This is a genomic window from Thermomonas flagellata (assembly GCF_022419185.1).
Lineage (GTDB): Bacteria > Pseudomonadota > Gammaproteobacteria > Xanthomonadales > Xanthomonadaceae > Thermomonas > Thermomonas flagellata.
Genome location: NZ_JAJOZK010000001.1, coordinates 389,337 through 410,001 on the forward strand (window position 1 = coordinate 389,337; position 20,665 = coordinate 410,001).

Sequence of the window (20,665 nt, forward strand, 5' to 3'; positions counted from 1 at the left end):
ACGCCGGTGGCGACGCGCCGGGCATGCGCGCGCCGGGGCGCGGTGAACGCCGGATTCAGCCGCGGCATGGCAGGCTCGGCTCCGGTTCCGATACCGCCGGGGGTGTTTTGATGCTGCGACTGCACACGATCCTGCCGCAGGCCGGCTGGCTGGCGTTGCTGCTGCCGGCGCTGGCCCCGGCCGGCGAGCCGGTGCCGGAGATCCAGCGTCCGCCCGCGCTGCCGCAGGCGGTCGGGGTGCTGCACACCCTGCGCACCATCCCCGAGGCATGCACCCGCCTGCAGGGCCACTTCACCGGCGATCCGGCGGCGCCCTACCGGCTCGAGGCGGTGCCGAGCGCGGCACGCTGCCCGCGCCGCGCGGCTTGGAGCGACCCGTCGCAGGCGGCGCCGAGCGAGGCCACGGGCTGGCGCCTGAACGACGTGATCCGGGTGCCCAACGCCGCCTGCCCGGCGCAGGTCGCGGTGGTGCAGGTATGGCGCCGCGACGGCGCCGGCAGCGCACCGCCGGCGCGCGATGCCCAGGGCCGGGCGCGGGTCTACCTGCAGGAGCGGATGCAGGCGGCCGCGGCCGGACGCCTGCCGGCGCTGCCGCAGTTCACGGCGCGGCTGCAGGTCGTCGGCCGCTGCGGCTGAGGCGCGTCGGATCAATCGGGGATCGCGACCCGCTTGAGGCGGCCGCCGGCGCCGCTGCGGATCTGCACCTCCGCCTTGCGGCAACCGAACGCTGCGGCGATGAGCGCCACCAGTTCGGCATTGGCGGCGCCGTCCACCGGCGGGGATTTCAGCTGCGCCAGCCAGGTGCCGTCCGCCTGCGCGGTGAGGGCGCTGACGCGGCTGTTCGGCTTGGCCTTGACCACGAGGACCGGCATGCGCGGCAGGATCGCACGCCGCGCCGCGCGTGCAAACGCGAACGCCCGGCGCGGGGCCGGGCGTTCGCGGTCGGCGTGCGCCGCGTCAGCGGCCGACCTTCAGCTTGCCGCCCTTGCCGAGCCCGCCCTGGACTTCCTGCGGACGGTAGTCGCGCATCGCCCGCACCAGGTTGTTGTAGGCATCGGCGAACGCGGCCGCCAGCGCCTTGCCTTCCGGGGTGTTGGTATAGCCGCCGAGCGCGCCGAAGCCGCTGCCGCCCCAGCCGGCCGCGCCGAGGTTGAAGTCGGTCTTGGTGGCATTGCCCTGCGCGACCCCGATCTGCACGCCGGAGCGGTTGTCGATCATGGTCAGCAGGGTCTCGGCCTTCTTGAACTTCAGCCCGCCGGCGAGCGCGCCGACCGCGCCGAGGCGGCCGCCGAACGCGCCCAGCACCGCGCCGACCCCGCCGGCATCGCTCTGCGAGAAGTTGATGCTCGGGTTCAGGGTGTAGTCGGCGGCGACCATCTGGCCCTTGCCGAAGTCGCTGCCCTGGCGCAGCTCGCCGCTGTCCATCAGCGCGCGCTCCTGCATCATGTTGCGCATCGCGCGGCCGCGTTCGACCACCACGAAGCAGTTGGACTGCTGGATCAGCATGCGGATCACCGGCACCGTCGAGGGCAGGCGCAGGTCCGAGGTGAGGTAGCGGTACCAGTCGCCGTCCTGCTCCTCGACCACCGCGATCGTTCCCATCGGCTCGCTGCAGTGCTCGAGGTTGGCGGCGGCGCCCTGCGCATTGGCGCCGGCGGCGGCGCCCTGCGGGTCGTTCTGCTTCTTGCTCCACTGCGCCTGCGCCGGCAGGCTGGCCAGCAGGGCGGCGGCCAGCGCCAGGGTGAGCGGTGCGGTCTTGGTCATGGTGGAAAGTCCCCGTCCTTAAAGAAAACGATGAGTGGCGCGGAAGCGCGGCAGTGCGCCCGCCGCGTCGCGGCGGGCCATGGCCGTCCCCGTGCCGAGGATGGGCGGGAAGGGTTACGCCTGCCAGCGCGGCAGCCGGCGGCGCACGCCGGGCACCTTGGGTTGTACGTAATCCGGCAGCCCGTCCCGGCCATAGGGCGGGTAGGCCTCGCCGGCGACCAGCGGCGCCAGGTAGCGGCGGGCGGCGGCGGTGATGCCGTAGCCGTCCGCGCGGATGAAGCCCTTGGGCATGGTCTTCTCGTGGTTGGCGATCCGCGCGAGCGGGGCGATGTCCACGTGCCAGCGGTAGGGCGCGTCGCCGTCGCGCACGATCACCGGCATCACCGCGTTCTGCCCGGCCAGCGCGGCTTCGACCGCGGCGCGCCCGACCGCGGTGGCGTGCGCCAGGTCGGTGGCGCTGGCCAGATGCCGCGCAGAGCGCTGCAGGTAATCGGGCAGCGCCCAGTGCACCTTGTGTCCGAGCGCATCCTTGACCCGCGCCGCCAGGTGCGCGGCGACCCCGCCCAGCTGGGCATGGCCGAAGCTGTCCTGGCCGCCGGCCTCGGCCACGAAGCGGCCGTCGGCGGTGCGGATGCCCTCGCTGGCCACCACCACGCAGTGGCCGACGCGCTTGACCACCGCGTCCACCCGCGCCAGGAAGTCGGCCTCGTCGAACACCCGCTCCGGGAACAGGATCAGGTGCGGGGCGGCATCGCGGCCGTCCCCGGCCAGCCCGGCGGCGGCGGCCAGCCAGCCGGCATGCCGGCCCATGGCCTCGTAGATGAACACCCGGGTGGAGGTCTCGGCCATCGCCGCCACGTCCAGCGCGCACTCGCGCACCGACACCGCGGTGTACTTGGCGGCCGAGCCGAACCCGGGCGAGCAGTCGGTGACCGCCAGGTCGTTGTCGATGGTCTTGGGCACGCCCACGCAGGTCAGCGGATAGCCGTACTCGGCGGCCAGCTGCGACACCTTGAGGGCGGTGTCGGCCGAATCGTTGCCGCCGTTGTAGAGGAACCAGCGCACGTCGTGGGCGCGGAACACCGCGAGCAGGCGTTCGTACTTGGCGCGGTCCTCGGCCAGTGACTTCAGCTTGAGCCGGCAGCTGCCGAACGCGCCGCCCGGGGTGTGCGCCAGGCGCCGGACCTCGGTGGCGGTCAGTGCGGAGGCGTCCAGCAGGTCCTCCGCGAGCGCGCCGAGGATGCCGTTGCGCGCCGCCAGCACGCGCACACGGCGCGCGCGCGCGGCCTGCAGCACCGCGGCGGCGGTGGCGTTAATGACGGCGGTGACGCCGCCGCTCTGGGCATACAGCAGGGTTCCGGTGGGCATGGCGGGCTCCTGGCGGGCGGGCCGGGGATTCCGGCGGACCGGGCCAACGATACGGTAAGCTGCCCGGCGACGAATGCGGGCCGGGGTATTCCGGCGCCGATCCCGGCTTCGATTCTGGAGTGATCTGATGCGATTGGTCTTGTTGGGCGCGCCGGGTTCCGGCAAGGGCACCCAGGCGGCACGGCTGAAGGAGTACCTGCAGGTGCCGCACATCTCCACCGGCGACCTGCTGCGCGCCGAGGTCGCCGCCGGCACCCCGCTCGGGCGCCAGGCCGGCGAGGTCATGGCCCGCGGCGACCTGGTCAGCGACGAGATCCTGCTCGGCATGCTCAAGGACCGCCTCGCGCGCGCGGACGCCCGCCACGGCTTCATCCTCGACGGCTATCCGCGCAACCTGGCCCAGGCCGCCGCGCTGGACGCCCTGCTGGCCGAGCTAGGCCAGCCGTTCGACGCCGCGGTGCAGCTGGCGGTGGACAACGAGCAGATCATCGCCCGCCTGGCCGGGCGCGCCCAGGCCGAGGGCCGCGCCGACGACACTCCCGAATCGGTGCGCCATCGGCTGAAGGTGTACGACGAGAAGACCGCGCCGGTGATCGAGTTCTACCGCCAGCACGGCCAGCTGACCGTGGTGGACGGCGTGGGCTCGCTGGACGAGGTGTTCACCCGCATCCTCGAGGCGATCCAGCGCACCCCCGAGGTCGGCTGAGTCCCACCCAGGGCGGCGGCGGGGCGGCGCCGCGCCGGCCCGCCCGCGTCCCTTCCGGAGCCTGCACGTGAAACTGCACATCCTCGGCATCGCCGGCACCTTCATGGGCGGCGTGGCCGCGCTGGCGCGCGAGCTTGGCCATGTGGTCGAAGGCAGCGACGCCAACATCTACCCGCCGATGTCCACCCAGCTCGAGCAGCTGGGCATCGCGCTCACCCAGGGCTACCGGCCCGAGCACATCGCCGCCGACTGCGACGAGGTGGTGATCGGCAACGCCCTCTCGCGCGGCAACCCGGCGGTCGAGCACGTGCTCGACGCCGGGATGCGCTACACCTCCGGCGCGCAGTGGCTGGCCGAGCGCGTGCTGCCCGGGCGCACCACGCTGGCGGTGGCCGGCACCCACGGCAAGACCACCACCACCAGCCTGCTGGCCTTCCTGCTCGACCGCGCCGGGCGCGCCCCGGGTTTCCTGATCGGCGGCGTGGCCGCGGATTTCGGGGTGTCGGCGCGGCTGGGCGGCGGGCGCGACTTCGTGGTCGAGGCCGACGAATACGACACTGCTTTCTTCGACAAGCGCAGCAAGTTCGTCCACTACCGGCCGCGGATCGCCATCCTCAACAACCTCGAGTACGACCACGCCGACATCTTCCCCGACGTGGCCGCGATCCAGCGCCAGTTCCACCACCTGGTGCGCACCGTGCCGGGCCATGGCCGGCTGCTCGTCAACGGCCACGACGCGCGCCTGGCCGAGGTACTGGCGATGGGCTGCTGGACGCCGGTGGAGCGGTTCGGCTTCGAGGCGGGGTTCGACTGGAGCGCACGCAAGCTGCGCGACGACGGCAGCCGCTTCATGGTGCTGCGCGGGGGCGAGGAGGTCGGCACGGTCGACTGGCCGCTGCTGGGCGACCACAACGTGCTCAACGGGCTGGCGGCGCTGGCTGCCTGCGCCGCGGCCGGGGTCGAGCTGGCCCCGCTGCTGCCGGCGCTGGCGCAGTTTCGCGGGATCAAGCGGCGGCTGGAAGTGGTCGGCCGGCACGCCGGCATCACCGTGTATGACGACTTCGCCCACCACCCGACCGCGATCGCCACCACCCTGGCCGGGCTGCGCGCGAAGGTGGGGTCGGCGCGGATCCTGGTGGCGATGGAGCCGCGCAGCAATTCGATGCGCCTCGGCGCGCATGCGCACGCGCTGGCGCCGTCGCTGGCGCTGGCCGACGGCGTGGTGTTCCTCGCGCGCCCGGAATTGCCTTGGGACGCCGGCAAGGTGATCGCGGCGCTGCGCGGCGAGGGCGTGGCGGTGGCGGATGCCGAGGCGCTGATCGCCGCGCTGGCGGCGCGTGCGCGCGCCGGCGACCACGTGGTGTTCATGTCCAACGGTGGCTTCGACGGCGCGCCGCGGAGGTTTCTGGCACGCTTGGCCGATGCCTGACCCGGCCCTGCTGCCGCTGTTCCCGCTGCGCACCGTGCTGGTGCCGGGGGGCGTGCTGGACCTGCGCATCTTCGAACGCCGCTACCTCGATATGGTGGCGGCCTGCGGGCGCGGCGGGCACGGTTTCGGGGTGTGCCTGATCCTCGCCGGGGAGGAGGTCGGGGCGCCGGCGACCCCCGCGGAGTGGGGCACCGAGGCCGTGATCGAGGATTTCGGGCAGACCCCGGAGGGCCTGCTCGCACTGCGCGTGCGCGGCCACCGGCGGTTCCGCGCCGGGCCGCCGCAGGTCCGGCCGGATGGGCTGCTGCAGGCGGAGGTCGCCTGGCGGCCGGAGCCGCAGCCGTCCCCGCGCCTGCGCCCGGAGCATGCGCTGCTGGCCGAGCTGCTGCGCCGGATCCTGGCCCAGGCCGGCCCCGCCGCGGCGGAGCCGGAGCCGGCCCTGTTCGAGGATGCCGCCTGGGTCGGCTGGCGGCTGGCCGAATGGTTGCCGCTGAGCGCAGCCCAGCGTCTGCACCTGCTGCGGCTGGACGACCCGCACGCGCGCCTGCAGGCGCTTCTGGACGGCCTCAGCGAGGAGCCGGCGCCGGGCTGACGGCGGCCGGCGCGGATGCGGTCCGCACCACCAGCCCGGGGCCGGGATCGGCGGCCCAGGCCGCCAGTGCCGGCGGCAGCGGCGGATGCGGGGCGAGCGGCTGCCACAGGGTCAACAGGCCGAGGTGGCGGCGCGCCTGCATCGCCTCGTAGCGCGCCACCCACAGCGGGGTGCCGCTGGCCAGACGCGCCGGTGCCGGCCAGATCCGCAGCACCTCCAGCCGGTCCGGCGCCGGTCCGGGGCGGCGCAGCAGCAGCGCCTCCGGATGCGCGTCCAGCGCGCGCGGCAGCACCGGCTGGCGCGCCAGGGGAATGGCGTCGTCGAGCAGTCCGATCGTGGCCAGCCAGTCCGCCGCCGGCTGCACCTGCCAGCCCTGCGCCTGCAGCCGCCGGCGCAGCACGTCCAGCGGGCCGGCGATCTCGAGGTCGAACGCGTGGCGGTCGTGCAGGCCGTCGCGCCGCCACTGCGCCTCCGCCAGCACCCGCGCCGGCGGCGGCGGGGCGAAGCGGGCGAGGGTGGCCTCGCTGGTGCGCGGGGCGTACCACAGCGCAGCCGCGAGGAAGCTGAGGTAGAACGTCCACGCCAGCGGGCGCATCAGGAAGCCGCGCGCACTGTGGCGGCGGTAGGCGATGCCGAGCACCAGCAACCAGGCCACCCCGAGCAGCACCCCGCCGAGGATGTCCGACAGCCAGTGCGCGCCGAGGTAGAGCCGCGCGAAGCCGACCAGCGCGGTGGCGATCCCGGCCAGCAGGTACGGCCACACCCGCTGCCGGCCGGGGTACTCGCGCGCGATCAGCACCGCGAAGAAGCCGAACACCACCGCGGTCATGGTCACCGCGACCGAGGGGAAGCCGAACCCGGCGACCGCGGTCGGCGGGCGCGGCATGTCCACCAGCGCATCCAGGCCGAGGGTGAGCAGCAGCCCGACCACGATTGCCGCGACCCAGTGCGCGGCCGCCTGCCAGCGCCGCCGCCACAGCAGCCACGCGGTGGCGGCCAGCGCCGGCAGCCCGAGCACCGGCACGCTGCCGATCGCCGCCAGCGCCGCCATCAGGCGGTCCGCCAGCGGGTTGCGCAGGGCGAACATGAAGGCGTGCACGTCATGGTCGAGCAGGGTCGGTCCGCCGCGCAGCAGCAGGCTGGCGCTGAACCAGGCCCACAGCCAGGCGACCGCGAACAGGCACACGATCAACAGCAGCAGCGCCGGCGATTCCGGCCGGCGCGGATCGACCAGCGCCTCCGCATAGCGGCCCAGGCGCGGGTGCGCGCGGCTCCAGCGCAGCAGGCGCGCCAAGAGGTCGTCGGCATGCGCGGCGAACCAGCGCCAGGTGTAGAGCACCAGTGCCCACGCCAGCGCCAGCGCCGCGACCAGCGCGGCCAAGACCAGCGCCAGCTTGTCGGCGACCGCCGCCACCGCTTCGTAGGCCGCCCCGAACAGCCACCCCGGGGCGAGGAAGCTGGCGGCCCACAGCACGCCGGCGAGCAGGCTCATCGGCAGGTAGCGGCGCACCGGCATGTGCAGCATGCCGGCGATCGCCGGCACGAACGGGCGGATCGGGCCGACGAAGCGCGCGATCAGGATCGCCAGCGTGCCCTGGCGGCGGAACACGCGCTCGCCCTGCGCCAGCAGCGCCGGATAGCGGCTGAACGGCCAGCGCTGGCGCAGGCCGGGGCCGTAGCGGCGGCCGATCCAGAAGCTCAGGCCGTCGCCGCAGACCGCGCCGAGCGCGGCCGCGGCCAGCGCGTAGGGGCCGTTGAGATGGCCCAGCCCGATCAGGGTGCCGACCGCGAACAGCAGGGGCAGCGCCGGGATCGCGATCCCGACCACGATCAGCGCATCCCCGAACGCGATCAGGAACACCACCAGCCCGGCCGCCCACGGGTGTGTGCCGATCCAGGCCACCGTGCTGTCGAACCAGGCTCCCTGCATCCGGCCAGTATACGGAGCGCCGGTTACACTCCTGCCGCATCCCTCCCGGCGGCATGCGATGTCCACCCTCTCCGGCAAGACCCTGTTCATCACCGGCGCCTCGCGCGGGATTGGCCTGGCGATCGCACTGCGCGCCGCGCGCGACGGCGCCAACGTGGCGATCGCCGCCAAGTCGGCGGTGCCCAATCCGAAGCTGCCGGGCACCATCCACACCGCCGCCGCCGCGGTGGAGGCGGCCGGCGGCAACGCGCTGGCCCTGCAGTGCGACATCCGCGACGAGGATGCGGTGCGCGCGGCGGTGGCGGCCACCGTGGATGCGTTCGGCGGGATCGACATCCTCGTCAACAACGCCAGCGCGATCTGGCTGCGCGGGACGCTGGACACGCCGATGAAGCGCTTCGACCTGATGCAGCAGGTCAACAGCCGCGGCAGCTTCCTGTGCGCGCAGGCCTGCCTGCCGCACCTGCTGCAGGCGCCGAACCCGCACATCCTCACCCTGGCACCGCCGCCCTCGCTCGATCCGAAATGGTGGGGTCCGCACACCGCCTACACCCTGGCCAAGATGGGGATGAGCCTGGTCACCCTGGGCCTGGCCGCCGAGTTCGGCCCGCGCGGGGTGGCGGTGAACGCGCTGTGGCCGCGCACCCTGATCGCCACCGATGCGCTGAACATGATCCCCGGCGTGCAGGCCGGCAACGGCCGCACCCCGGCGATCGTGGCCGACGCCGCGCACGCGGTGCTGGTGCGCCCGGCCGCCGGCTTCAGCGGGCGCTTCCTGATCGACGAGGAGGTGCTGCGCGAGGCCGGGGTGACCGACTTCTCCGCCTATGCGGTCGACCCGTCGCAGCCGCTGCTGCCGGACCTCTACCTCGAGCCATGACCTGCGGCGCTTGCCCGCGGCCGCAGCCGTGGGATCATGCGCCTCCCCCTCCCACGGAGCCTGCGCATGCGCTACCTGCACGCCATGGTCCGGGTCCGCGACCTGGACGCCTCGCTCGCCTTCTACCGCGATGCCCTCGGCCTGGTGGAGACCCGCCGCCGCGACTATCCGCAGGGCCGCTTCACCCTGGTGTACCTGGCCGCGCCGGAGACCCCGCAGGCCGAGATCGAGCTGACCTACAACTGGCCGGATGCCGACGGCCGGGTCGAGGACTACGGCAGTGCGCGCAACTTCGGCCACCTCGCGTTCGCGGTGGACGACATCTACGCCACCTGCGAGCGCCTGCAGGCGCACGGAGTGCAGGTGCTGCGCCCGCCGCGCGACGGCCACATGGCGTTCGTGCGCTCGCCCGATGCGATCTCGATCGAGCTGCTGCAGCAGGGCGCGCCGCTGCCGCCGCGCGAGCCGTGGGCGTCGATGCCCAACGTGGGCAGCTGGTGAGCGCGGTGCAGGCAGAGGCCGGGGAACTGCTGGCGCTGGCGCAGCAGGTGCTGCTGCCGGTGTACCAGCCGCGGCAAATGGTCCTCGCGCGCGGCCTTGGGTCGCGCCTGTGGGACAGCGCCGGCCGCGACTACGTGGACTTCGCCGCCGGCATCGCGGTGTGCAGCCTCGGCCATTGCGACCCGGAGCTGACCGCCGCGCTGACCGCGCAGGCCGGCCTGCTCTGGCATACCAGCAACGTGTTCCTCAGCGAGCCGCCGCTGCGCCTGGCGCAGGAGCTGGTGGCCGCCTCGCGCTTCGCCGAGCGCGCGTTCCTGTGCAATTCCGGCGCGGAGGCCAACGAGGCCGCGATCAAGCTGGTGCGCAAATGGGCCGCCGATGCCGGCCGCCCGCCGCAGCAGCGGGTGATCGTCACCTGCCGCGGCAGCTTCCACGGGCGCACCCTGGCCACCGTCACCGCCACCGCGCAGCCGAAGTACCAGCAGGGCTTCGAGCCGCTGCCGGAGGGCTTCCGCCACGTCGAGTTCAACGACCTCGCGCAGCTGGAGGAGGCCCTTGCCGGCGGCGACGTGGCCGCGGTGATGCTGGAGCCGGTGCAGGGGGAGGGCGGCGTGCTGCCGGCCGCGCCCGGCTACCTGCAGGCGGTGCGCGCGCTGTGCGACCGCTTCGATGCGCTGCTGGTGCTGGACGAGATCCAGTGCGGCATGGGCCGCACCGGCACGCTGTTCGCGCACTGGCAGGACGGCGTGGTGCCGGACATCGTGACCCTGGCCAAGGCGCTCGGCGGCGGCTTCCCGGTCGGCGCCCTGCTGGCCGGCCCGAAGGTGGCGCAGGCCATGCAGGTGGGTGCGCACGGCACCACCTTCGGCGGCAATCCGCTGGCCGCCGCGGTGGCGCGGGTGGCGCTGCGGCGGCTGGCGTCGGAGGAGATCGCGGCGAACGTCGCGCGCCAGGCGCAGGCGCTGCGCGAGGGTCTCGTGGCGCTGGATCGCACGTTCGGCCTGTTCGCCGAGGTGCGCGGCCGCGGCCTGATGCTGGGCGCGGTGCTCAGGGCCGAGCACGCCGGCCGGGCCGCGGCCATCCTCGATCATGCCGCCGCCCACGGCCTGCTGCTGCTGCAGGCCGGCCCCGACGTGCTGCGCTTCGTCCCCGCGCTGACCATCGGCGACGACGACGTGGCGGAGGGGCTGGCGCGCCTGCAGCGTGCGCTCGCGGCCTATGCCGCCGCCTGAGCCGCGCCCGCGGCCTGTCAACCGCGCGCGCCGCCGTGCGTTCGCCCCTGAAACCTGAATCCGGCCATCCCGCATGAATTCGATCCGCCGCCGCCCGCCGTTCCCGATCGCTCGCGTCGTCCTCGCCCTGGTGGTCCTGGCGGCCGCCTTCGCCGGCTGGAAGTACTGGCAGGCGCGCAAGGCCGCGGCCGAAGGCGGCTGGCGCACCGAGACCGTGCAGCGTGGCGACATCCGGGTGACGATCTCCGCCACCGGCACCCTCAGCGCGATCACCACCGTCACCGTCGGCAGCCAGATCTCCGGCCAGGTGACCCAGGTCCTGGTCGACTACAACGCGCCGGTGAAGAAGGGCCAGGTGCTGGCCATCATCGACCCGTCCACCTACGAGGCGCAGATCCGCCAGGGCGAGGCGCAGATCGCCAGCGCGCGCGCGCAGCTGGCGCAGGCGCAGGCGACCCTGCGCAACGCGACGCTGGACTACCAGCGCAAGGCCGACCTCGGCCGCCAGCAGCTGGTCGCGCGCAGCGACGTGGATCTCGCCCGCGCCGCGCTGGAGCAGGCGCAGGCGCAGGTCAACGCGGCGCAGGCCGCGATCCGCCAGCAGACCGCCGCCACCCAGACCACCCGGGTCAACCTCGAGCGCACGGTGATCCGCTCGCCGGTGGACGGCGTGGTGCTCACCCGCAAGATTGAGCCGGGCCAGACCGTGGCCGCCAGCCTGCAGGCGCCGGAGCTGTTCACCATCGCCGAAGACCTGTCGAAGATGAAGATCGAGCTGGCGGTGGACGAGTCCGACATCGGCCAGGTCAAGCCCGGGCAGGCGGTGAGCTTCAGCGTGGATGCCTTCCCCGACCGCCGCTTCCGCGGCACGGTCGAGCAGGTGCGGCTGGCCGCGGCGACCAACAACAACGTGGTGACCTATCCGGTGGTGGTCACGGTCGACAACAGCGACGGCACCCTGCTGCCGGGGCTGACCGTGAATGCCGAGATCGAGGTCAGCAAGCGCGCCGACGTGCTCAAGCTGGCGAATGCGGCGCTGCGCTTCAAGCCGAGCGACAACTCCCCGCTGGCCGCGCTGCAGCCGGCGGAGCAGGGCGCGGGGCGCGGCGGCGCCGGGATGGCCGCATCGCTGCGCCAGGCCGCGTCCGGGCTCGGCCTGAACGCGCAGCAGCAGGCCGCGTTCGACGCCGCGCTGGCGCAGCTGCAGCAGCGCCAGGCCGAGCGCGCGGCGCAGTTCCGCCAGGCCCAGGGCGGGCAGGGCGGGGCCCAGGGCGGCAGCCGTTTGTTCGGCGGGGGCGGCGGGATGCGGTTCGGACCGCCCGGCGGCGGCGGGGGCGGTGCGGATGCGGCGCTGCAGGCGCAGATGCGCGCCCGCCTGCGCGACCGCCTCAACCAGCAGTTCGCCGCGTTCACCGCGTCGCTGGACGCCCGCCAGCGCGCGCAGTGGGACGCCGCGCTAGAGGATCAGCTCAGTGCGCGCCGGGTCACCGTGTACAAGCTGGTCGGCGGCAAGCCGCAGGCCGCGGTGATCCGGGTCGGCGCCAGCGACGGCAGCGCCAGCGAGGTGATGGGCGACATCCGCGCGGGAGATCAGGTCATCAGCGGCGAACGCAGCGCGGGGGCGCCGTGACCGCAGCTGCGCTGCCGCCGGTGATCGAGACGCGCGGGCTGAGCAAGGTCTACCTGGCCGGCACCGAGGCGGAGGTGGTCGCCCTGCACGGCGCCGACCTGACCGTGCGCCGCGGCGAGTTCGTGGCGATCATGGGCCCGTCCGGCTCCGGCAAGACCACCCTGATGAACCTGCTCGGCTGCCTCGACACCCCGACCTCGGGCACCTACCACTGCGACGGCGAGGACGTCTCCACCCTGCACGCGGAGGAGCTGGCGCAGGTGCGCCTGCACAAGATCGGCTTCGTGTTCCAGCAGTTCAACCTGCTGCCGCGCATGACCGCGCTGGAGAACGTGATGATGCCGCTGGGCTACGTCCACATGCACCGCCATGAGCGCCGCGAGAAGGCCATGGCCCTGCTGCAGGCGCTGGGCCTGGGCAGCCGCGCCGAGCACCGCCCGACCGAGCTGTCCGGCGGCCAGCAGCAGCGGGTGGCGATCGCGCGCGCGCTCATCAACGACCCGCCGCTGCTGCTGGCGGACGAGCCGACCGGCGCGCTCGACAGCAGGACCGGCGAGGAGATCCTGGCGCTGTTCAAGCGCCTGCGCGACGACGGCCGCACCATCGTGCTGATCACCCACGACGCGCACGTGGCCGAGCACGCCGACGCCATCTACGAGATCCACGACGGCGTGCTCGGGCGCCGCCGCGCGGGGGCGCACGCATGAGGCCGCTGGAGATCGTGCGCACCGCGTTCTACGCCCTGCGCGGCAACTGGCTGCGCAGCGCGCTGACCTCGCTCGGGGTGATCATCGGCATCGCCGCCGTGATCGTGATGGTCTCGATCGGCCAAGGCACCCAGGCCGAGATCGACAAGCTGGTGTCGGGCCTCGGCTCGCAGCGGCTGGACATCCTCGGCGCCGGCGGCATGGGCCCGGGGGGCGCGCGCCTGGCGCAGGGCAGCCGCTGGAGCCTGAAGGACGGCGACGTCGAGGCGATCCGCGCCGAGGTGCCGCAGGTGCAGTACGCCGCCGGCTCGCTGCGCGGCGGCACCCAGGTGGTGTACGCGGAGAACAATGCCGCCACCCAGTGGCAGGGCGTGCAGCCGGACTGGTTCGCGATCAACGGCTGGGAACTGGCCCACGGCGACGGTTTCCAGGCGGCCGACTACGGCGGCTCCGGCAAGCCGGTGATCCTCGGCGAGACGGTGCGCCGCACCCTGTTCGGCGACCAGGACGGGATCGGCCAGACCATCCGCCTCGGGCGGGTGCCGTTCACCGTGGTCGGCGTGCTCAAGCCCAAGGGCCAGGGCGGCTTCGGCCAGGACCAGGACGACCTGGTGGTGGTGCCGCTGGAAACCGCGCGCCGGCGCCTGGCGACCTCGCAGAACATGCCGCCGGGGGCGGTCCAGCAGATCTCGGTGGGGGTGGATGACCCCCGCAACCTGGACGCGGCGCAGGCCGAGATCGAGGCGCTGCTGCGCCAGCGCCACAAGATCCAGCCGGGCGCCGACGACGACTTCGCGGTGCGCAACATCAGCCAGATCGTGGCCACCCGCACCCAGACCACCAACCTGATGTCCAAGCTGCTCGGCGCGGTGGCCGGCATCTGCCTGGTGATCGGCGGCATCGGGATCATGAACATCATGCTGGTCTCGGTCACCGAGCGCATCCGCGAGATCGGCCTGCGGCTGGCGGTCGGCGCCGGCCCGCGCGACATCCGCCGCCAGTTCCTGGCCGAGGCGATGCTGATCTCGCTGATCGGCGGGGTGATCGGGATCGCGATCGGGATCGCGGGCGCGCTGCTGGTCGGCAAGTTCAGCGAGCTGCCGGTCGCGCTGAACCTCAAGGTGGTCGGGCTGGCGGCGGCGTTCGCGATCGCCACCGGGCTGTTCTTCGGCTACTACCCGGCGCGCAAGGCCTCGCGGCTGGATCCGATCGAGGCGCTGCGCTCGCAATAGCGGCGGCCGGGCCGGCGCGTGCCTATGGCACAATCCGCGCCGGCGGCCGTGCGGCCGAGCAACAGGCATGGCGAGCATGTCCCCTCCTTCCCGCCGCGCCACGCGCGCGGCCCGCCCGCGCCGGGGGCGGCATGGCTGATACCTACGGCCACCTGCCGCGCGGCCCGCGCGGGGTCTGGCGCGCCGCGCAGTGGTCGCTCAAGGGCCTGCGCGCGGCGTGGCTGCACGAATCCAGCTTCCGCCTGGAGGTCTACCTGCTGCTGGTGCTGGCCCCGCTCGGCTGGTGGCTGGGCCAGACCGCGGTCGAGCGCGTGCTGCTGATCGGCTCCTGCCTGCTGGTGCTGGCGATGGAACTGATGAACTCCGCGCTGGAGGCGGTGATCGAGCGCTACGGCCCGGAGCACCACGAACTGGCCGGGCGCGCCAAGGACATGGGGTCGGCCGCGGTGTTCGTGCTGATGATGAACGTGCTGCTGGTCTGGGGCGTGCTGCTGGCGCCGCGCCTGCTGTGAGCCGCCCGCCGGAGCTGCCTGCATGGATCTGAGCTTCCTCGCCTCCCCCGACGCCTGGCTGACCCTGGTCACCCTGAGCACGCTGGAGATCGTGCTCGGCATCGACAACCTGGTGTTCATCTCGATCGCGGTCAGTCGCCTGCCCGAGCAGCGCCGCCCGCTGGCGCGCCGGATCGGGATCGCGGTCGCCTGCGTGACCCGGATCGGCCTGCTGGTCACGCTCGCCTTCCTGGCGCGGATGTCGCAGGACCTGTTCGCCCTGTTCGGGCACGGGCTGTCGATCCGCGACCTGGTGCTGATCCTCGGCGGGCTGTTCCTGCTGGTGAAGGGCACCGCCGAGATCCGCGACCTGATCACCGGCGGCGAGGACGAGGACCCGCGCACGACCCGCGCCTCCGCCCGCTTCGGCTTCGTGATCGCGCAGATCGCGGTGATCGACATCGTGTTCTCGCTGGACTCGGTGATCACCGCGGTCGGCATGGCCAGCATCATCCCGATCATGGTGGTGGCGATCCTGGTCGCGGTCGCGGTGATGCTGCTGGCGGCCAATCCGCTCGGGCGCTTCATCGACGCCAACCCGACCATCAAGATGCTGGCGCTGGCGTTCATCCTGCTGGTCGGCGCGGTGCTGGTGCTGGACGGGATCGACGTGCACGTGCCCAAGCCCTACGTCTACTTCGCGATGGGCTTCGCGGTCATGGTCGAATGGCTGAACCTGCTGATGCGCCGGCGCGCCGCCGCCCACCACGTGCCCGGCGCCGGCGAGTGGTAAGCCGCCGCCGCGCCGGCGTACCATCGCGCGGTCGCGTCCGCCGACGCCCCGAGAGGATCCGAGCATGCGTTCCGTCCCCTTCCTGCGCGGCCTGCTGCTGGCCGGCCTCGTGCTGCTGCTGAGCGGCTGCGGCTACAACCAGATCCAGGCCAAGGACGAGGCGGTCAAGGCCGGCTGGTCGGAGGTGCTCAACCAGTACAAGCGCCGCGCCGACCTGATCCCGAACCTGGTGGCCACGGTCAAGGGCTATGCCGCGCACGAGCAGCAGGTGCTGACCGCGGTCACCGAGGCGCGCGCGCGGGTCGGCCAGATCAACGTCAATGCCGACGATGCCGCCTCGCTGGCGCAGTTCCAGGCCGCCCAGGGCCAGCTCGGGCAGGCGCTCGGGCGCCTGCTGATGGTCAGCGAGAACTATCCGGCGCTGAAGGCCGACCAGCAGTTCCTCGCCCTGCAGACCCAGCTGGAGGGCACCGAGAACCGGATCGCGGTCGCGCGCGGGCGCTACATCCAGCTGGTGCAGGACTACAACACCTACATCCGCCAGTTCCCGGTCAACCTGACCGCGAAGCTGTTCGGCTACGCGCCCAAGCCCAACTTCACGGTCGAGGACGAGGCGCAGGTGCAGCGCACGCCGAGCGTGGACTTCGCCGCGCCGGCGCCGGCCCCGGCGCCGACCCCGGCGCAGGTGCTGCCGCAGGTCGCCAATCCGCCCGGCGGGCGGGTGGTGAACCCGCCGGAGCCGGCGGCCGCGCCGGTGCCGGGCGGCAACGCGCCGCCGACCCTGCAGACCGAGTGAGCGCCGGGACGGCGGGATGAGCCGGGTGCGCATGCAAGCGGCCGGCTGGCGGCTGGCGCTGCTGGGGCTGCTGCTGGTGGCCGCCGCGGCGGTCGCGCTGCCGGCATGGGCGCAAGCGCTGGCCGCGATTCCGCCGCTGCGCGGGCCGGTGGTGGACACCACCGGCACCCTGGATGCCGCCAGCGTGCAGGCACTGGAGGCGCAGGCGCGCGCGCTGCAGCAGCGCAAGGGCGCCCAGCTGCAGGTGCTGATCGTGCCCACGACCCGGCCGGAGACCATCGAGCAGTACGCGGTGCGCGCGTTCGAGGCGTTCCGGCTCGGGCGCAAGGGCGTGGACGACGGCGTGCTGCTGGTGGTGGCCAAGGACGACCGCCGTGCGCGGATCGAGGTCGGCTACGGGCTGGAAGGGGCGATCCCGGACATCGCCGCCGGCCGCGTGATCCAGGAATACCTGGTGCCGCGCTTCCGCCAGGGCGACTACGCCGGCGGCCTGCGCGAGGCCACCGCGCAACTGGTGCGCCTGGTCGACGGCGAACCGCTGCCGCCGCCGGTGGCCGCGCACGCCACCGGCGACGAGCCCAGCGGGCTGCGTCTGGCGCTGGGCGTGCTGGCGGCCTTGGTGGCCGCGCGGGTGGCGACGTCCCTGCTCGGGTTCCTGCCGGCCCTGCTGTGCGGGATGGCCGGGGCCGTGGTCGGCGGCGCGGTGGGCTGGTGGGTGTCGTCTTCGCAGGTGGGCGCCGCGCTGGGCGCGATGGGCGGCATGTTGCTGGGCCTGAATGCCGGCGACCGCGGCGGCGGGCGCTTTGCCAGCGGCCGCGACTGGGGCGGCTTCGGCGGCTGGGGCGGCGGAGGTGGGTTCGGCGGTGGTGGCGGCGGCGGTGGCTGGTCGGGCGGCGGCGGGCTGTCCGGCGGCGGCGGCGCCTCGGGAGGCTGGTGATGCGCGCGTCCCTGCGCCGCGGGTGGCGGCACCTGACCGTCGGCGGCACCCATGCCTGGTTCCCGCCCGCCGCGATGGAGCGCATCGCGCAGGCGATCGCGATGAGCGAGCAGGCGCACACCGGTGAGATCTGCTTCGCGGTCGAAGCCGGGCTGCCGTGGCGCGCGCTGTGGCGCGGGCAGTCGCCGCGCGCACGCGCGCAGGAGGCGTTCGCGCGCCTGCGGGTATGGGACACCGCCGCCAACAACGGCGTGCTGCTGTACCTGCAGTTGGCCGACCGCGCGATCGAGATCGTTGCCGACCGCGGCCTCGACGGGCGGGTGGCGCCCGCGCAGTGGCAGGCGATCTGCGCGCGCCTGCGCGCGGACCTGCAGGCCGGCTCGCCCGCGGATGCGGTGGTGGCGGCGGTCGAGGCGATCGGCGATGTGCTCGCCGAGCACTTTCCGCGCGCGCCCGGGCAGGCGGACAGCAACGAGCTGCCGGACCGCCCGGTGCGGCTGTGAGCCGCGCGCCGTTCCCGCGGCGGCGCGGGCGTGGGGCACAATAGGCCGATGCCCTACCTGCACCAGATCGACCCGATCGCGCTCGACCTCGGCCAGTGGACGCTGCCGCTGCTGGGCAGCGTGCATCCGCGCATCCACTGGTACGGGATCATGTACCTGCTGGGCTTTCTGGTCGCCTGGTGGCTGGGGCGGCGGCGGGTGCGCGCCGGGCGCCTGCCGGGGGTGGACGAGGCCGGATTCGGCGACCTGCTGTTCTACGCCATGCTCGGCGTGGTGCTCGGCGGCCGCATCGGCTACATGTTGTTCTACGACCTGCCGGCGTTCCTGCACGACCCGCTGCTGATCCTGCGCGTGTGGGAGGGCGGCATGAGCTTCCACGGCGGCCTGATCGGCGTGCTGGTCGCGGTCGCATGGTGGGCGCGCCGGCAGCGCCTGCACTTCTTCGACGTGGCCGACTTCGTGGCGCCGCTGGTGCCGGCCGGGCTCGGGTTCGGGCGGCTGGGCAACTTCATCGGCGGCGAACTCTGGGGCAAGCCGACCCAGGGCACCTGGTTCGACGGCTGGGGCGTGGTGTTCCCGCGCTCGCTGCCGGAGCCGTTCGCCTCGATGGACGCGGCGACCCTGCGCGCGCAGTTCGATGCCGGCCTGCTGGACGCGTTCGCGCGCCATCCCTCGCAGCTGTACCAGGCCACCCTGGAGGGGCTGGTCATGTTCACGGTGCTGGTGTGGTACTCGCGCAAGCCGCGCCCGCGCTATGCCGTCTCCGGCCTGTTCGCGCTGCTGTACGGCTGCTTCCGGTTCCTGGTCGAGTTCGTGCGCGAGCCGGACGCCCAACTGGGCTACCTCGCCTTCGGCTGGCTGACCATGGGCCAGCTGCTGAGCCTGCCGCTGATCCTGCTCGGCCTGTTCTGGCTGTGGAAGTCGCGCACGGCGCCGACCCTGATGCCGGCCGCGGAGACGGCGCAGTGAGGCAATACCTGGACCTCTTGGGCCACGTGCTGGCGCACGGCACCGACAAGGCCGACCGCACCGGCACCGGCACCCGCAGCGTGTTCGGCTGGCAGATGCGCTTCGACCTGCGCGAGGGCTTCCCGCTGGTCACCACCAAGAAGCTGCACCTGCGCTCGATCGTGCACGAGCTCTTGTGGTTCCTGCAGGGTGGCACCAATATCGCCTACCTGAAGGCCAACAAAGTCTCGATCTGGGACGAGTGGGCGGACGCCGACGGCGAGCTGGGGCCGGTGTACGGCAAGCAGTGGCGCAGCTGGCAGGGCGCCGACGGGCAGGCGATCGACCAGATCCGCTGGGTGGTGGAGGAGATCCGCCGCAACCCGGATTCGCGCCGGCTGGTGGTGTCCGCCTGGAACGTGGCCGACCTGGCGAAGATGGCGCTGCAGCCCTGCCACGTGCTGTTCCAGTTCTACGTGGCGGACGGCCGCCTGAGCTGCCAGCTCTACCAGCGCAGCGGCGACATCTTCCTCGGCGTGCCGTTCAACATCGCCAGCTACGCCCTGCTGACCCACATGGTCGCGCAGGTGTGTGGGCTGGGCGTCGGCGATTTCGTGCACACCCTCGGCGATGCCCACCTGTATTCCAACCACTTCGCGCAGGCGCGCGAACAGCTGGCGCGCACGCCGCGCCCGCTGCCGACGCTGCGGCTGAACCCGGACGTGCGCGACATCTTCGGCTTCCGCTATGAGGACATCGCGATCGACGGCTACGACCCGTGGCCGGCGATCAAGGCGCCGGTGGCGGTGTGAGCCGGCCGTGGCCGAGCCTGGCATGCGCGTCTCGCTGATCGCCGCGCTCGACCGCCGTTCGGCCATCGGCCGCGGCAACGCGTTGCCCTGGCACCTGCCGGACGATCTCAAGCGCTTCAAGGCGCTCACCTTCGGCAAGCCGGTGCTGATGGGGCGGCGCACCGCCGAATCGCTGGGGCGCGCGCTGCCGGGGCGGCGCAACCTGGTGCTGACCCGCGGTGGCCAGGTGCCGTTCCCGGGGATGCAGGCGGTCGCTTCGCTGGAGGAGGCGCTCGCGCTGGCCGCCGCGGCGGAGGGCGACGAGCTGTGCGTGATCGGCGGGGGGCAGGTGTACGCGCTGGCGCTGCCGCGCGCGACCGACCTGCACCTGACCCACGTGGACACCCGGGTGGACGGTGCCGATGCCTTCTTCCCGGCGTTCGATCCGCGCGCGTGGGACGTCGTGGCGCAGGCCGCGCATCCCGCGGACGCCGCCCACGCGTTTGCGTTCGCGTTCGTGGATTACCGCCGGCGTTGACGCCGCGCGGCGGATTCAGCCGCTGGTGGGGGGCGGCGGCGGGCGCGCGGGCTTGCGCGGCTTCGGCGGCGGCGCCGGGGTGTCGCGCCCGGGCACCTGCACCACCCGCAACTCCTCGGTGTCCAGTTGCAACGCGGTGAGCCGCCCGCCCCAGACCGCACCGGTGTCGATCGCGTGCACCCCGTGGCCGATGAACAGCCCGAGCGTGCTCCAGTGCCCGCACACGATCTTCAGCTCGCGCGCGGCGTGGCCGGGCACCTCGTACCACGGATACAGGCCGGCCGGCTGGGTGCCGGGCGCGCCCTTGTGCTCGAATGCGATCCGCCCGCGCGGGCTGCAGTAGCGCATGCGGGTGAACACGTTGATGATCGCGCGGTCGCGCTCGACCCCGCGCAGGCCGGGCGACCAGTCGGGGCCATCGCCATACATGTGCTTGAGCAGCTTGCGGTACTGCTCGCCGCGCAGGCGCGCCTCGACCTCGCGCGCGTGGCGCTCGGCCAGGGCGATGGTCCATTTCGGTGCCAGCCCGGCGTGCACCATCATCCAGCCGAGCGCGCGGTCCACGTGCACCAACGGCTGCCGGCGCAGCCAGTCCAGCAGTTCCGGGCCGTCCTCGGCCTGTACCACCGCGAGCAGGTCGGGGTTGACCCGGCGCTGCTCGTCCGGGCTGCGCGCGCCGACCGCCAGCAGCGACAGGTCGTGGTTGCCCAGCACCACGTGGCTGACCTCGCGCAGCGAGTGCACCAGGCGCAGGGTCTGCAGCGACTGCCCGCCGCGGTTGACCAGGTCGCCGCAGAACCACAGGCGGTCCACCGCGGGGTCGAACCGCAGCGTGTCCAGCAGGCGGGCGGTGACGTCGTAGCAGCCCTGCAGGTCGCCGATGGCCCAGGTCGCCATC

General features: G+C 73.5%; 23 protein-coding genes. 18 read left to right on the forward strand and 5 right to left on the reverse strand.

Annotation, left to right across the window (positions count from 1 at the left end):
- The first annotated feature begins 110 nt into the window (after positions 1–110).
- Positions 111–635, forward strand: a complete 525-nt coding sequence (locus tag ML340_RS01830) for a hypothetical protein (RefSeq protein ID WP_240096074.1) — start codon at positions 111–113, stop codon at positions 633–635.
- Positions 636–646: 11 nt separating this feature from the next.
- On the opposite strand, the gene ML340_RS01835 is transcribed toward ML340_RS01830, so the two are convergent.
- The 3 genes from ML340_RS01835 to ML340_RS01845 all read right to left on the reverse strand — a co-directional run bounded on the left by ML340_RS01835 (position 647) and on the right by ML340_RS01845 (position 3,131).
- A complete protein-coding gene (locus tag ML340_RS01835) occupies positions 647–871 on the reverse strand; it encodes a DUF167 domain-containing protein (RefSeq protein ID WP_240096076.1) in 225 nt (74 codons plus the stop codon).
- A gap of 85 nt (positions 872–956) precedes the next feature.
- Entirely contained in the window at positions 957–1,763 is an 807-nt protein-coding gene (locus tag ML340_RS01840; RefSeq protein ID WP_240096078.1) for a CsgG/HfaB family protein, read from the reverse strand.
- Between the two features lie 114 nt (positions 1,764–1,877).
- Positions 1,878–3,131 (reverse strand): 6-phosphofructokinase, encoded by a 1,254-nt coding sequence (locus ML340_RS01845; protein WP_240096080.1) that lies wholly within the window; start codon positions 3,129–3,131, stop codon positions 1,878–1,880.
- Between the two features lie 127 nt (positions 3,132–3,258).
- Here ML340_RS01845 and ML340_RS01850 point away from each other — a divergent pair, with 127 nt between their 5' ends.
- The 3 genes from ML340_RS01850 to ML340_RS01860 all read left to right on the forward strand — a co-directional run bounded on the left by ML340_RS01850 (position 3,259) and on the right by ML340_RS01860 (position 5,858).
- Complete coding sequence (locus ML340_RS01850) at positions 3,259–3,837, forward strand: adenylate kinase (RefSeq protein ID WP_240096082.1); 579 nt, start codon at positions 3,259–3,261, stop codon at positions 3,835–3,837.
- A gap of 67 nt (positions 3,838–3,904) precedes the next feature.
- Complete coding sequence (gene mpl, locus ML340_RS01855) at positions 3,905–5,266, forward strand: UDP-N-acetylmuramate:L-alanyl-gamma-D-glutamyl-meso-diaminopimelate ligase (protein WP_338064399.1); 1,362 nt, start codon at positions 3,905–3,907, stop codon at positions 5,264–5,266.
- On the forward strand, positions 5,259–5,858 hold the full coding sequence (locus ML340_RS01860; RefSeq protein ID WP_240096084.1) for an LON peptidase substrate-binding domain-containing protein: 600 nt from the start codon (positions 5,259–5,261) through the stop codon (positions 5,856–5,858). The genes mpl and ML340_RS01860 overlap by 8 nt, the downstream gene beginning before the upstream one ends.
- Here ML340_RS01860 and ML340_RS01865 read toward each other — a convergent pair.
- A complete protein-coding gene (locus tag ML340_RS01865) occupies positions 5,833–7,788 on the reverse strand; it encodes a bifunctional DedA family/phosphatase PAP2 family protein (RefSeq protein ID WP_240096086.1) in 1,956 nt (651 codons plus the stop codon). The two genes, ML340_RS01860 and ML340_RS01865, sit on opposite strands and share 26 nt — an antisense overlap.
- Before the next feature lie 58 nt (positions 7,789–7,846).
- Between ML340_RS01865 and ML340_RS01870 the strand changes: the two genes are divergently transcribed.
- The 14 genes from ML340_RS01870 to ML340_RS01935 all read left to right on the forward strand — a co-directional run bounded on the left by ML340_RS01870 (position 7,847) and on the right by ML340_RS01935 (position 19,767).
- A complete protein-coding gene (locus tag ML340_RS01870; RefSeq protein WP_240096088.1) occupies positions 7,847–8,668 on the forward strand; it encodes an SDR family oxidoreductase in 822 nt (273 codons plus the stop codon).
- A 66-nt stretch (positions 8,669–8,734) separates the two neighbouring features.
- The gene (locus tag ML340_RS01875; RefSeq protein ID WP_240096089.1) at positions 8,735–9,169 is read left to right on the forward strand and encodes a VOC family protein; all 435 of its coding nucleotides are present in this window, start codon (positions 8,735–8,737) and stop codon (positions 9,167–9,169) included.
- A 26-nt stretch (positions 9,170–9,195) separates the two neighbouring features.
- The gene (locus ML340_RS01880; protein WP_275672569.1) at positions 9,196–10,401 is read left to right on the forward strand and encodes an acetylornithine/succinylornithine family transaminase; all 1,206 of its coding nucleotides are present in this window, start codon (positions 9,196–9,198) and stop codon (positions 10,399–10,401) included.
- Between the two features lie 73 nt (positions 10,402–10,474).
- On the forward strand, positions 10,475–12,031 hold the full coding sequence (locus ML340_RS01885; RefSeq protein WP_240096091.1) for an efflux RND transporter periplasmic adaptor subunit: 1,557 nt from the start codon (positions 10,475–10,477) through the stop codon (positions 12,029–12,031).
- Positions 12,028–12,738 (forward strand): ABC transporter ATP-binding protein, encoded by a 711-nt coding sequence (locus tag ML340_RS01890; RefSeq protein WP_240096093.1) that lies wholly within the window; start codon positions 12,028–12,030, stop codon positions 12,736–12,738. Before ML340_RS01885 ends, ML340_RS01890 begins: the two co-directional genes overlap by 4 nt.
- Entirely contained in the window at positions 12,735–13,970 is a 1,236-nt protein-coding gene (locus ML340_RS01895; RefSeq protein ID WP_240096095.1) for an ABC transporter permease, read from the forward strand. Before ML340_RS01890 ends, ML340_RS01895 begins: the two co-directional genes overlap by 4 nt.
- Positions 13,971–14,101: 131 nt before the next feature.
- The gene (locus tag ML340_RS01900; protein WP_240096097.1) at positions 14,102–14,482 is read left to right on the forward strand and encodes a diacylglycerol kinase; all 381 of its coding nucleotides are present in this window, start codon (positions 14,102–14,104) and stop codon (positions 14,480–14,482) included.
- 22 nt (positions 14,483–14,504) lie between these two features.
- On the forward strand, positions 14,505–15,254 hold the full coding sequence (locus tag ML340_RS01905) for a TerC family protein (RefSeq protein ID WP_240096099.1): 750 nt from the start codon (positions 14,505–14,507) through the stop codon (positions 15,252–15,254).
- A 64-nt stretch (positions 15,255–15,318) separates the two neighbouring features.
- Entirely contained in the window at positions 15,319–16,050 is a 732-nt protein-coding gene (locus ML340_RS01910) for a LemA family protein (protein ID WP_240096101.1), read from the forward strand.
- Between the two features lie 16 nt (positions 16,051–16,066).
- Positions 16,067–16,987 carry a TPM domain-containing protein gene (locus ML340_RS01915; RefSeq protein ID WP_240096103.1) on the forward strand — a complete coding sequence of 307 codons (921 nt, stop codon included), beginning with the start codon at positions 16,067–16,069 and terminating at the stop codon, positions 16,985–16,987.
- A complete protein-coding gene (locus ML340_RS01920) occupies positions 16,987–17,490 on the forward strand; it encodes a TPM domain-containing protein (RefSeq protein WP_240096105.1) in 504 nt (167 codons plus the stop codon). Before ML340_RS01915 ends, ML340_RS01920 begins: the two co-directional genes overlap by 1 nt.
- 48 nt (positions 17,491–17,538) lie before the next feature.
- Positions 17,539–18,459, forward strand: coding sequence for a prolipoprotein diacylglyceryl transferase (lgt, locus tag ML340_RS01925; RefSeq protein WP_240096108.1), 921 nt, complete (start codon positions 17,539–17,541; stop codon positions 18,457–18,459).
- Positions 18,456–19,250: a thymidylate synthase gene (locus ML340_RS01930; RefSeq protein ID WP_240096110.1), complete on the forward strand. Its 795-nt coding sequence runs from the start codon at positions 18,456–18,458 to the stop codon at positions 19,248–19,250. The genes lgt and ML340_RS01930 overlap by 4 nt, the downstream gene beginning before the upstream one ends.
- Positions 19,251–19,272: 22 nt before the next feature.
- Positions 19,273–19,767 carry a dihydrofolate reductase gene (locus tag ML340_RS01935; protein WP_240096235.1) on the forward strand — a complete coding sequence of 165 codons (495 nt, stop codon included), beginning with the start codon at positions 19,273–19,275 and terminating at the stop codon, positions 19,765–19,767.
- Between the two features lie 15 nt (positions 19,768–19,782).
- Here the strand turns inward: ML340_RS01935 and ML340_RS01940 are convergent, their stop codons facing one another.
- A complete protein-coding gene (locus ML340_RS01940) occupies positions 19,783–20,664 on the reverse strand; it encodes a symmetrical bis(5'-nucleosyl)-tetraphosphatase (RefSeq protein WP_240096111.1) in 882 nt (293 codons plus the stop codon).
- Between the last annotated feature and the right edge of the window lies 1 nt (position 20,665).

Excerpts from the sequence above, each read along its gene's own strand:
- lgt (WP_240096108.1), top strand. The coding sequence starts at position 17,539 with ATGCCCTACCTGCACCAGATCGACCCGATCGCGCTCGACCTCGGCCAG.
- ML340_RS01850 (WP_240096082.1), top strand. The coding sequence starts at position 3,259 with ATGCGATTGGTCTTGTTGGGCGCGCCGGGTTCCGGCAAGGGCACCCAG.
- ML340_RS01830 (WP_240096074.1), top strand. The coding sequence starts at position 111 with ATGCTGCGACTGCACACGATCCTGCCGCAGGCCGGCTGGCTGGCGTTG.
- ML340_RS01915 (WP_240096103.1), top strand. The coding sequence starts at position 16,067 with ATGAGCCGGGTGCGCATGCAAGCGGCCGGCTGGCGGCTGGCGCTGCTG.
- ML340_RS01870 (WP_240096088.1), top strand. The coding sequence starts at position 7,847 with ATGTCCACCCTCTCCGGCAAGACCCTGTTCATCACCGGCGCCTCGCGC.
- ML340_RS01885 (WP_240096091.1), top strand. The coding sequence starts at position 10,475 with ATGAATTCGATCCGCCGCCGCCCGCCGTTCCCGATCGCTCGCGTCGTC.
- ML340_RS01905 (WP_240096099.1), top strand. The coding sequence starts at position 14,505 with ATGGATCTGAGCTTCCTCGCCTCCCCCGACGCCTGGCTGACCCTGGTC.
- ML340_RS01940 (WP_240096111.1), bottom strand. The coding sequence starts at position 20,664 with ATGGCGACCTGGGCCATCGGCGACCTGCAGGGCTGCTACGACGTCACC.
- ML340_RS01840 (WP_240096078.1), bottom strand. The coding sequence starts at position 1,763 with ATGACCAAGACCGCACCGCTCACCCTGGCGCTGGCCGCCGCCCTGCTG.
- ML340_RS01860 (WP_240096084.1), top strand. The coding sequence starts at position 5,259 with ATGCCTGACCCGGCCCTGCTGCCGCTGTTCCCGCTGCGCACCGTGCTG.
- ML340_RS01865 (WP_240096086.1), bottom strand. The coding sequence starts at position 7,788 with ATGCAGGGAGCCTGGTTCGACAGCACGGTGGCCTGGATCGGCACACAC.
- ML340_RS01895 (WP_240096095.1), top strand. The coding sequence starts at position 12,735 with ATGAGGCCGCTGGAGATCGTGCGCACCGCGTTCTACGCCCTGCGCGGC.
- ML340_RS01910 (WP_240096101.1), top strand. The coding sequence starts at position 15,319 with ATGCGTTCCGTCCCCTTCCTGCGCGGCCTGCTGCTGGCCGGCCTCGTG.
- ML340_RS01875 (WP_240096089.1), top strand. The coding sequence starts at position 8,735 with ATGCGCTACCTGCACGCCATGGTCCGGGTCCGCGACCTGGACGCCTCG.
- ML340_RS01845 (WP_240096080.1), bottom strand. The coding sequence starts at position 3,131 with ATGCCCACCGGAACCCTGCTGTATGCCCAGAGCGGCGGCGTCACCGCC.
- ML340_RS01935 (WP_240096235.1), top strand. The coding sequence starts at position 19,273 with ATGCGCGTCTCGCTGATCGCCGCGCTCGACCGCCGTTCGGCCATCGGC.
- ML340_RS01900 (WP_240096097.1), top strand. The coding sequence starts at position 14,102 with ATGGCTGATACCTACGGCCACCTGCCGCGCGGCCCGCGCGGGGTCTGG.
- ML340_RS01835 (WP_240096076.1), bottom strand. The coding sequence starts at position 871 with ATGCCGGTCCTCGTGGTCAAGGCCAAGCCGAACAGCCGCGTCAGCGCC.
- ML340_RS01920 (WP_240096105.1), top strand. The coding sequence starts at position 16,987 with ATGCGCGCGTCCCTGCGCCGCGGGTGGCGGCACCTGACCGTCGGCGGC.